The organism is Sulfitobacter sp. HI0129 (genome assembly GCF_001635395.1).
Lineage (GTDB): Bacteria > Pseudomonadota > Alphaproteobacteria > Rhodobacterales > Rhodobacteraceae > Sulfitobacter.
Genome location: NZ_LWGH01000477.1, coordinates 1 through 8,492 on the forward strand (window position 1 = coordinate 1; position 8,492 = coordinate 8,492).

General features: G+C 63.3%; 6 protein-coding genes. 3 read left to right on the forward strand and 3 right to left on the reverse strand.

The window, feature by feature from the left end:
- Window positions 1-266: 266 nt before the first annotated feature.
- From A3764_RS13045 to A3764_RS13055, 3 genes are all read right to left on the reverse strand, one after another.
- Window positions 267-2,018: an acetolactate synthase 3 large subunit gene (locus A3764_RS13045; RefSeq protein ID WP_067922773.1), complete on the reverse strand. Its 1,752-nt coding sequence runs from the start codon at window positions 2,016-2,018 to the stop codon at window positions 267-269.
- Between the two features lie 318 nt (window positions 2,019-2,336).
- Complete coding sequence (locus A3764_RS13050) at window positions 2,337-3,008, reverse strand: response regulator transcription factor (protein ID WP_067922776.1); 672 nt, start codon at window positions 3,006-3,008, stop codon at window positions 2,337-2,339.
- 11 nt (window positions 3,009-3,019) lie between these two features.
- Window positions 3,020-4,471, reverse strand: coding sequence for a cache domain-containing protein (locus tag A3764_RS13055; RefSeq protein ID WP_067922798.1), 1,452 nt, complete (start codon window positions 4,469-4,471; stop codon window positions 3,020-3,022).
- A 282-nt stretch (window positions 4,472-4,753) separates the two neighbouring features.
- Here A3764_RS13055 and A3764_RS13060 point away from each other — a divergent pair, with 282 nt between their 5' ends.
- The 3 genes from A3764_RS13060 to A3764_RS13070 form a co-directional block, all read left to right on the forward strand.
- Window positions 4,754-5,842: a TRAP transporter substrate-binding protein gene (locus tag A3764_RS13060; protein WP_067922779.1), complete on the forward strand. Its 1,089-nt coding sequence runs from the start codon at window positions 4,754-4,756 to the stop codon at window positions 5,840-5,842.
- A gap of 130 nt (window positions 5,843-5,972) precedes the next feature.
- Window positions 5,973-6,899, forward strand: coding sequence for a TRAP transporter small permease subunit (locus A3764_RS13065; protein WP_067922781.1), 927 nt, complete (start codon window positions 5,973-5,975; stop codon window positions 6,897-6,899).
- Between the two features lie 18 nt (window positions 6,900-6,917).
- Window positions 6,918-8,492: TRAP transporter large permease subunit (locus A3764_RS13070; RefSeq protein WP_067951652.1), on the forward strand; the 1,575-nt coding region annotated here is incomplete at its 3' end.

Below are 8,492 nucleotides of genomic sequence, written 5' to 3' on the forward strand. Positions count from 1 at the left end.
CACTGGCGGCATCGCACTGAAAAATCGCCACCCGGTCGGCGTTGCGCGCTTCGGTCCGGCAGGGGCAGGGGGTGCGCATATGAAAGACCCATTGCGCAGTCTGTCCCTTTGCTGTGGTCCGGGGCGGCCATCTGTCTGGTCCCTTTTTTCGCCGTCGGTATTCTGCCGGTCTCGCGTCGGTACTGGTGGCCCGGCCCCGGAGCAGTGATGCCGGATGGGCCGAGCGTTCGGAGGCAACCCGGATCAGCGGGTGCCGCCCGGTTGCCTCACACCAGCACCGAGCCCTTGGCGTCGATGACGCCTTGCGTATCCACGTCGCCCAGCAGCATTTCGTTATGGGCCTTGCCCGAGGGGATCATCGGGAAGCAATTTTCGTGCTTCTCCACAAGACAGTCGAGGATCACCGGGCCGGGGTGCTCGATCATCTCCATGATCGCATCGTCGAGCTTGTCGGGGTCGCTTACCTGGATGCCCTTCGCGCCGAAGGCTTCTGCCAGCTTCACGAAATCGGGCAGCGCCTCGGACCAGCTTTGGGAATAGCGCTCTCCGTGCAGAAGCTCCTGCCACTGGCGCACCATGCCCAGACGTTCGTTGTTCAGGATGAACTGTTTCACCGGCAGGCCGTACTGCATCGCGGTGCCCATTTCCTGCATGTTCATCAGCCATGACGCTTCGCCCGCCACGTTGATCACGAGGCTGTCGGGATGCGCCATCTGCACACCGATGGAGGCCGGAAAGCCGTAGCCCATCGTCCCCAGCCCGCCGGAGGTCATCCAGCGGTTCGGTTCCTCGAAACCCATGTATTGCGCGGCCCACATCTGGTGCTGGCCCACCTCGGTCGTCACGTAGCGATCATGGCCCTTGGTCAACTCCTCCAGCCGGCGGACGGCGTGCTGCGGTTTGATGGTCTTGCCTGCCTGCTTGTATTTCAGGCAATCCACCGCGCGCCAGCTTTCGATCTGTTTCCACCATTTCGCCAGCGCTTCGCCGTTCGTCTTGCGACCGCGCGATTTCCAGACCTTCAGCAGATCCTCGAGCACATGGCCCACGTCGCCGACGATGGGAATGTCGATGCGGATCACCTTGTTGATCGACGAGGGGTCGATGTCGATATGCGCTTTTTTGGACTTGGGGCTGAACATATCCACGACGCCGGTGATCCGGTCGTCGAAACGCGCGCCGATGTTGATCATCAGATCGCAGCCATGCATCGTCATGTTGGCCTCATAGGTGCCGTGCATCCCCAGCATGCCCAGCCACTTGTCGCCCGAGGCGGGATAGGCGCCCAGCCCCATGAGGGTCGAGGTGATGGGAAAGCCTGTCGAGTCCACCAGCTCGCGCAGCAGCTGCGACGCGGCCGGGCCGGAGTTGATCACGCCGCCGCCGGTATAGAACACGGGCTTTTTCGCGCTTTCGATGGCGGCCACGAGTTCCGTGATCTCTTCCATGTCGCCCTTAACCTTGGGCTGGTAATGAGAGGTCGACGGTTTGGGTGGCGCATAGGTGCCGGTGGCGAACTGCACGTCCTTGGGAATGTCGATCAGTACCGGACCGGGGCGGCCATGGGTCGCCACGTGGAATGCCTCATGCAGGACGCCGGAGAGTTTGTCGGTCTCCTTCACCAGCCAGTTGTGCTTGGTGCAGGGGCGGGTGATGCCCACGGTATCGGCTTCCTGAAAGGCGTCAGAGCCGATCATGAAGGTGGGGACCTGACCCGTCAGCACCACGATGGGAATGGAATCGAGCAGCGCATCGGTCAGCCCGGTCACGGCATTGGTCGCCCCCGGGCCGGATGTCACTAGCACCACGCCGGGCTTCCCGGTGGAGCGGGCGTAGCCTTCGGCGGCGTGCACGGCACCCTGTTCGTGGCGCACCAGCACGTGTTTGATGCTGTTTTGCTGGAACACCTCGTCATAGATCGGCAGGACGGCCCCGCCGGGATATCCGAATATGGTATCGACACCCTGATCGATCAGGGCCTGTACGATCATCTTTGCTCCGGTCATCTGGCGTGTCATCTGGCTGCTCCGTAAGGCGTGCAATTGTCTGGCGCATAAAAAAGCCCCCGGGGAAACGGGGGCGCATGGGTTGGGGTATGGTTGTCCGTTACCGGCCCATGCGCGAAAATCCTACGATGACGACTAGTGCTGTCACGTTTGGGCTCCTTCAAGCGTTGCGGGACATTATGACCGCCGTTCGGGAGGGTCAACCGCCGGGAGCGAAAAAAATGTCGCGCGGCAGGCATTTTACGACAGATTCTTGCGAGAGGTCCTGATGGCAGGCAAGTTTCGGCAATAAATTCGCGGCAAATTGCAACTTTCGGCGCCTGAGCGCTGTCAAAGGCGCGCGCCGGTCCCCTGCAGCACCCCATGTTCCATGGCATAGCGGGTCAGCCCGGCGGTGCTGGAGATGCCGAGCTTGCGCTTGATGTTCTTACGATGGGTTTCCACCGTCCGCACGGAGATATCGAGCGCCTGCGCCACGTCCTTGTTCGTGCGCCCCTGCGCGAGTTTGAGCAATATGGTCTGTTCACGCTCTGTCAGCGCCTCACGTTCTGCGCCGTCCTTGGGGGCGAGCGATCCCTGCGCGCCGGTGCAGAGGTAGCGTTTGCCCGACATTACCGTGTCGATGGCGGTCTTGATTTCTTCGGTGGGGACATCCTTCAGCAGGTAGCCCTGCGCGCCGTGACTGAGCGCGGAGGCGATGTACTCGGGATTGTCATGCATCGTCAGGATCACGACATGCATGTCCGGTCGGCGTTCCAGCACGATTTCCGTCGCGCTCAACCCGCCGAGTTCGGGCATGTTGAGGTCCATCAGGATCACATCGGGCGCCATTTCCTCCAGCTGCGCGATGACCTCGCGCCCGTTGGAAAGGATTCCCGCGATTTCGATATCGTCATAGCTTTCGAGGATCGACTGGATGCCTTCGGCCACCATCGGGTGATCGTCGACGATGAGAACCCGGACCGGGTCGCCCGAAGAAGGCAGGGGTTTGGCTGCGGGCATGGGCCTTGCCGTCATTGGGCTGCGATGTCCTGTCTTGCGGATGCGGGCGCATCCGGGTTTTCCTCTTCGGGGGGGAGCATATGCGTCAGCGGTACGGTGGCGTCAATCGTGGTTCCCCCGCCCGGGGCAGACTCGATACGCAGCTGCCCACCAAGCTGTTCGACCCGTTCCTGCATGTTGCGCAACCCCAACCCGCCGCCGCTGGCGGGGTCGCGTGCGAGCCGTCCGAGGCCCACACCGTTGTCGGTGATCCGCAGGGTCGCGCCCTTGCGGTGGCCGCGCAGGTCCACGGCCACGCGGCTGGCGCCTGCGTGCCGTTCGATGTTGGTCAGCGCTTCCTGAGCAATCCGGTAGAGCGCGATCTTGCCGTCCTCGTCCATCCGGTTTCGGAAGACGACGGTGTTGAAGCTGGTGGCGATGCCCGTGCGGGCCTCGAAGGCCTCCGTTAGGGTCTTGAGCGCGGGGCCGAGGCCCAGATCGTCCAGCACGCCGGGGCGCAGGTCGCGGCTGATGCGGCGTACCTCCGCAATCGCCTCCGCCAGCGAGGCGATCCCCTTGCCGAGCGGTTTTTCCGCGCCGGACTCGCCCCGGTCGAGCTTGCGGCGCGCGGTGTCGAGCGCATAGCGCACGCCCACGAGGATCTGGCTGATGCCGTCATGCAGTTCGCGCGCCACGCGACCGCGCTCCTCTTCCTGGGCGTCGAATACCCGCTGAGTGAGCCGCTTGAGCTTGGCATCCGCCAGCCGCCGTTCGCGCAGGTTGACCAGCATCCCGCTGATGAAGACCGCCAGCAGCGCGGTCAGGGTGATCCCCCCGATATAGAGAAAGGTGCGATGCACCCGCGCCTGCACATCCGCCCGCGCCGAGGCGGTGGAGGCGAGCACATCGTCGATGAAGACCCCCGTGCCCACGGCCCACCGCCACGACGGAAAGGAGGTGACATAGGTGATCATGCGCCCGACCTCGCCGGTCGAGGTCTTGGGCCAGAGATAGCTGTGAAACCCGGCCCCGTCGCGGGCGATGCGGATCAGTTCGTCCACGACCGGCGTGCCTTCGGCGTCTGTCTGCCCGCGCCAGTTGCGATTGATCCGCTCGGTCTGCCGGGGCGAGACGAGCGCGTTGCCGTCGTAGTCGTAGACGAAGAACTGCCCGTCATCGCCGTAGATCATCGCCGACAGGATCTGCGCCACCTGCGCCTTGGCTTCGGCATCGTCGGGTGCCGCGGATCCGTAGATGAAATAGAACCCGTTGCGCGCCTGGGTGACATAGTTGCGCAACTCCGCCTTCTTGGCCTCGATCAGCTGCGCTTCGAGCAGATCGATCTCCCGCTCCGCCAGCGCGCGGGCCTGCAATGCAACCACCACGGCGATGGCGGTGGCTGCCACGATCAGCGGCACGGAGGCCAGAAGCGTGAGCTTCTGCGCATAGCTGAAGGGGGAAATCAGGCGCAGGTATCGAAACATGATCCACAGCGATACGCGCAAACGGGCGCGAATCAAAGGGAACCTGTCATGCCGCCCGCGCCGCGGCATTGGCCTTCGCGCCCCGCTCCGGGTGCCGCAGGGGCAGGGAAGGGGGCTATTGGACCGCCTCCCGGTCCCTCCACCGGTCAAAATCCTGCGGCGGAGGGGGCTTCTACGCAGTAGTAGGTATTTCAAAAGCACCCGGGATCGCTAATGTAGCGCCACTTGAAACGACCTGTGCGTCATCGGCGACACGGGCGTCCTTATGGGAGGAGTATCAAAATGGACCGTCGTTCATTCCTTAAGACATCCGCACTCGGCGGCACCGCTGCCGCAGCCGGTACGCTGGCCGCACCGGCCTACGCACAGGGCAAGCGCACGCTGACCATGGTCACGTCCTGGCCCCGCGGCTTTGCCGTGCTCGACGATGCCGCGACATATCTCAACAACATGGTTGACGAGATGTCGGACGGCACGCTGACCATCGACAAGAAAGCCCCGGGCGAGCTTGTGGGCGCCTTCGAAGTATTCGATGCCGTGTCCTCCGGTCAGGCGGACATGTACCATTCGGCCGACTATTACTTCATCGGCCAGCACCCGGGCCTTGCCTATTTCACCGCCGTGCCCTTCGGCGCCACGGCGCAGGAGCTGACCAACTGGTACCTGCATGGCGGCGGCCACGATCTGCACAACCAGATCGGCGAGATCTTCAACATGAAGATGTTCCTCGCAGGCAACTCCGGCTCGCAGTCCGGTGGCTGGTTCCGCAAGGAAATCAACTCCGCCGCTGACTTCAACGGCCTGAAGTTCCGCATGCCGGGTCTCGGCGGCAAGGTGCTGGGCAAGCTGGGTGCGTCGGTCCAGAACATCCCCGGCGGCGAACTCTATCAGGCGCTGTCTTCGGGCGCGCTGGACGGTCTCGAATGGGTCGGTCCCTTCGCGGACGAGCGCGCGGGCTTCCAGGAAGTGGCGAAGATCTACTACACCGCCGGTTTCCACGAGCCGGGCTCCGGTCTGACCGCCTCCATGAACCTCGATGTGTTCAACGAGCTGACACCGGCACAGCAGAAGATCGTCGAATATGCGACGATGGCCACCACGCACACCGGTCTGGCGGAAACGCTGGCGAACAACGGTGCCGCGCTGGCACGCCTGCAGCAGCAGGGCGTGAAGACCATGCAGTTCCCCGACGACGTCTGGGATGCCTTCGGCAGCGCCTCCAAGGAGGTGATGGACGAGAACATGGACGACACGCTCTTCGCGGACATCCGCGAAAGCTTCGAAGCCTCGCTCCAGTCCTCGGCGGAATGGCTGTCGAAGTCGGACGCCTATTACGTCAACCAGCGTCAGCGGGTGCTGGGTCAGGGCTGACCGCCCGGGCATGAATAACGTGGGGGGCTGCCTTGGGCGGCCCCTCGCCTGCGTTCACGTCCGGCATCAGACCGGGCGAAAGACTGCCGCGACAGGGGCGTTACGCACCTGAACGTACGGGGAGGGGACAATGGAAAACGATGCTGCCGCCGGTTGGTTCGGCGCCGTGATCGACGGGCTGATCTGGTTCTTCACGAACCTCGGTCTGGCGTTCTACAACTTCTTTTACGCGCTCGCCAATCCCGGTCTCTGGCTGGACTGGTCGAATGGCGAATCGCTTATGCGGTTCATCTATTACGGGGCATCGGCTGAACTGCTCTTCGTGCTGCTGGCGATCTTCCTCGTGGTGACGGTGATCGGTTTCATCAAGCGTGACTTCATGTGGGCCTGCGTGCGCGGGCTCGAAGGCTTCGCCAACGGGGTCGGTCGGTTCTTTGCCTGGGCGGGTCTGCTGATGGTGCTTCAGCAGATCATCATCGTGTTCATGCAGCGTATCTTTACCCGGCCCGACATTTCCTTCGGCTTCGGCATCCCCCTGCAATACGACATCTCGTGGTTCGCGGAGGAGCTGAAGCTCTACAACGCGCTCGTTGTCACGCTCTGCGTGTCCTACACGATGGTGCAGGGCGGGCATGTGCGGGTCGATCTGTTCTATGCCGGGGCCAAGTTCCGCACCAAGCGCGTGATCGACATGCTGGGCGCGCTGCTCTTCATGATCCCTTTCGCGGTCATCACATGGCTTTATGGCTGGTTCTTCCTGTGGCGCCATCTTGTCACGCCGAACCCGTCCGCGTCGGACCGGCTGGAGCTGTTGCTGCGCAAGGCGCGACTGCTGCGCTGGAACGTCGAGACGATCGGCTTCTCGCCGAACGGCTTCAACGCATATTTCCTGTTCAAGGTACTGCTCGTTCTCTTCTGCGTCATGGTCATCCTGCAGGCCGTCGCGGTGTTCTACCGCGCGCTGCTCGAATTCCGTGAGGGCCCCGAGAGCGAGGGCAAATATCTGGACAAGGACACGCTGGGCGAGGGCGAAGAAGCCTTCGAGGGCACGCATTAATTCAAGGGGCATCGCTTCATGCTATTTGGTCTCGACGGGGTCGAAATCGGCCTGATCATCGTCTTTATCTGTCTCTTCGGCGGTATCCTTTCCGGGTTTCCCGTGGCCTTCGCCATCGGCGGGGCGGGGATCATCTCTTTCGGGATCATCGCGGCACTCGATTCCGCGGGCCTGCTGATACATCAGGCCATCGACCAGTCGAGCCAGGCCTACCGCGATCTCGTGAACTCCGGCGTGCGGGACGAAGCCATATCGGTCTTCCGATATCCCGACCTGCCCAGGACCGCGGTGTCGGTCTTTCCGCAGGGCTGGGAAGTGGCACTCGACCGGAACGTGTCCTTCATCGTCAACCGGATGAACGAACGCGTGCTGGCCGGCCAGTCGATCGAAACCCTTCTTGCGGTACTGATGTTCGTGCTGATGGGCATCACGCTGGAGCGGTCCAAGATCGCCAATGACCTGCTGACCACCATGGCGCGTGTCTTTGGCCCGCTGCCGGGCGGTCTGGCCGTTTCCATCGTCGTCGTGGGCGCCTTTCTTGCCGCGTCCACGGGCATCGTCGGTGCCACGGTGGTCACCATGGGTCTGCTCGCCCTGCCGACCATGCTGCGCAACAACTATTCGCCCGAGATCGCGACCGGCGTCATCGCCGCCTCCGGCACGCTTGGCCAGATCATTCCGCCTTCGATCGTAATCGTTCTGTTGGGCACTTTGGCAGGCGATCTCTACAGTGCGGCGCAGGAGGCACGCGCTACCGCTGCCGGTTGTACCGACGCGCTGACCTTCCTTGGCGAACCGGCGGTCGTTTCGGTGGGTACTCTGTTCCAGGCGGCGCTGCTGCCGGGTATCCTGCTGGCGCTGCTCTATGCGCTTTATGCCTTCGGCTATGCGCTGATGAACCCCGACAAGGCGCCCGCCGTGCCGATGGGGGCCACCAATGCGGAACCCGTGACGAAGGGCGAGGCCTTCACATGGTTCCTTGGCGCGCCGGCGCTTCTGATCGTCGGCACCATCCTGCTGGGCAACCTCGGCATCGTGGGCAGCCAGTCCACCACCGTTTCCAGCTTCTCCGACATCGGCGAAGCGGCAAGCCTGCGGACCAACGTGGGCCCGGAATGCCAGGCCTCGATGATCGAGTTGCACGGGCAGGCCGCATGGGACGCCGCGGTGGCCGAACAGGCCCAGATCGACTCCGAGGGCGGCATCCAGCAGAGCGAGCGCCTGTCCGAAGAAGCACTGGTTGAAAAGCGTGCCGCCAAGGTCGCGAGCGCAGCGCCCGTGGGCACAGGCGTGGCGATCATCCTGATCATCCTCGCGTTGTTCCTGACCACCGCGCGGGGTGTCTCACCCTCTGCAAAAACCCGACCGCTCATCATCGGGGCCATCGGCGTGGTGCTTGCCGTGCTGGTCGATATCCTGCTGGTCGGGCCGTTGACCTCTTCCGGGGTAATGGTGGTGCTGATGGCCATTCCCTTCGCGCTGATCCTTTACGGTGTTACCTATGCCACCAAGGTCTGCGCGGGGAACGAGTTGATCCGCGTCGTCTTCCCGCCGCTCATCCTGATCGTGGCGGTGCTGGGCTCCATCCTCGGG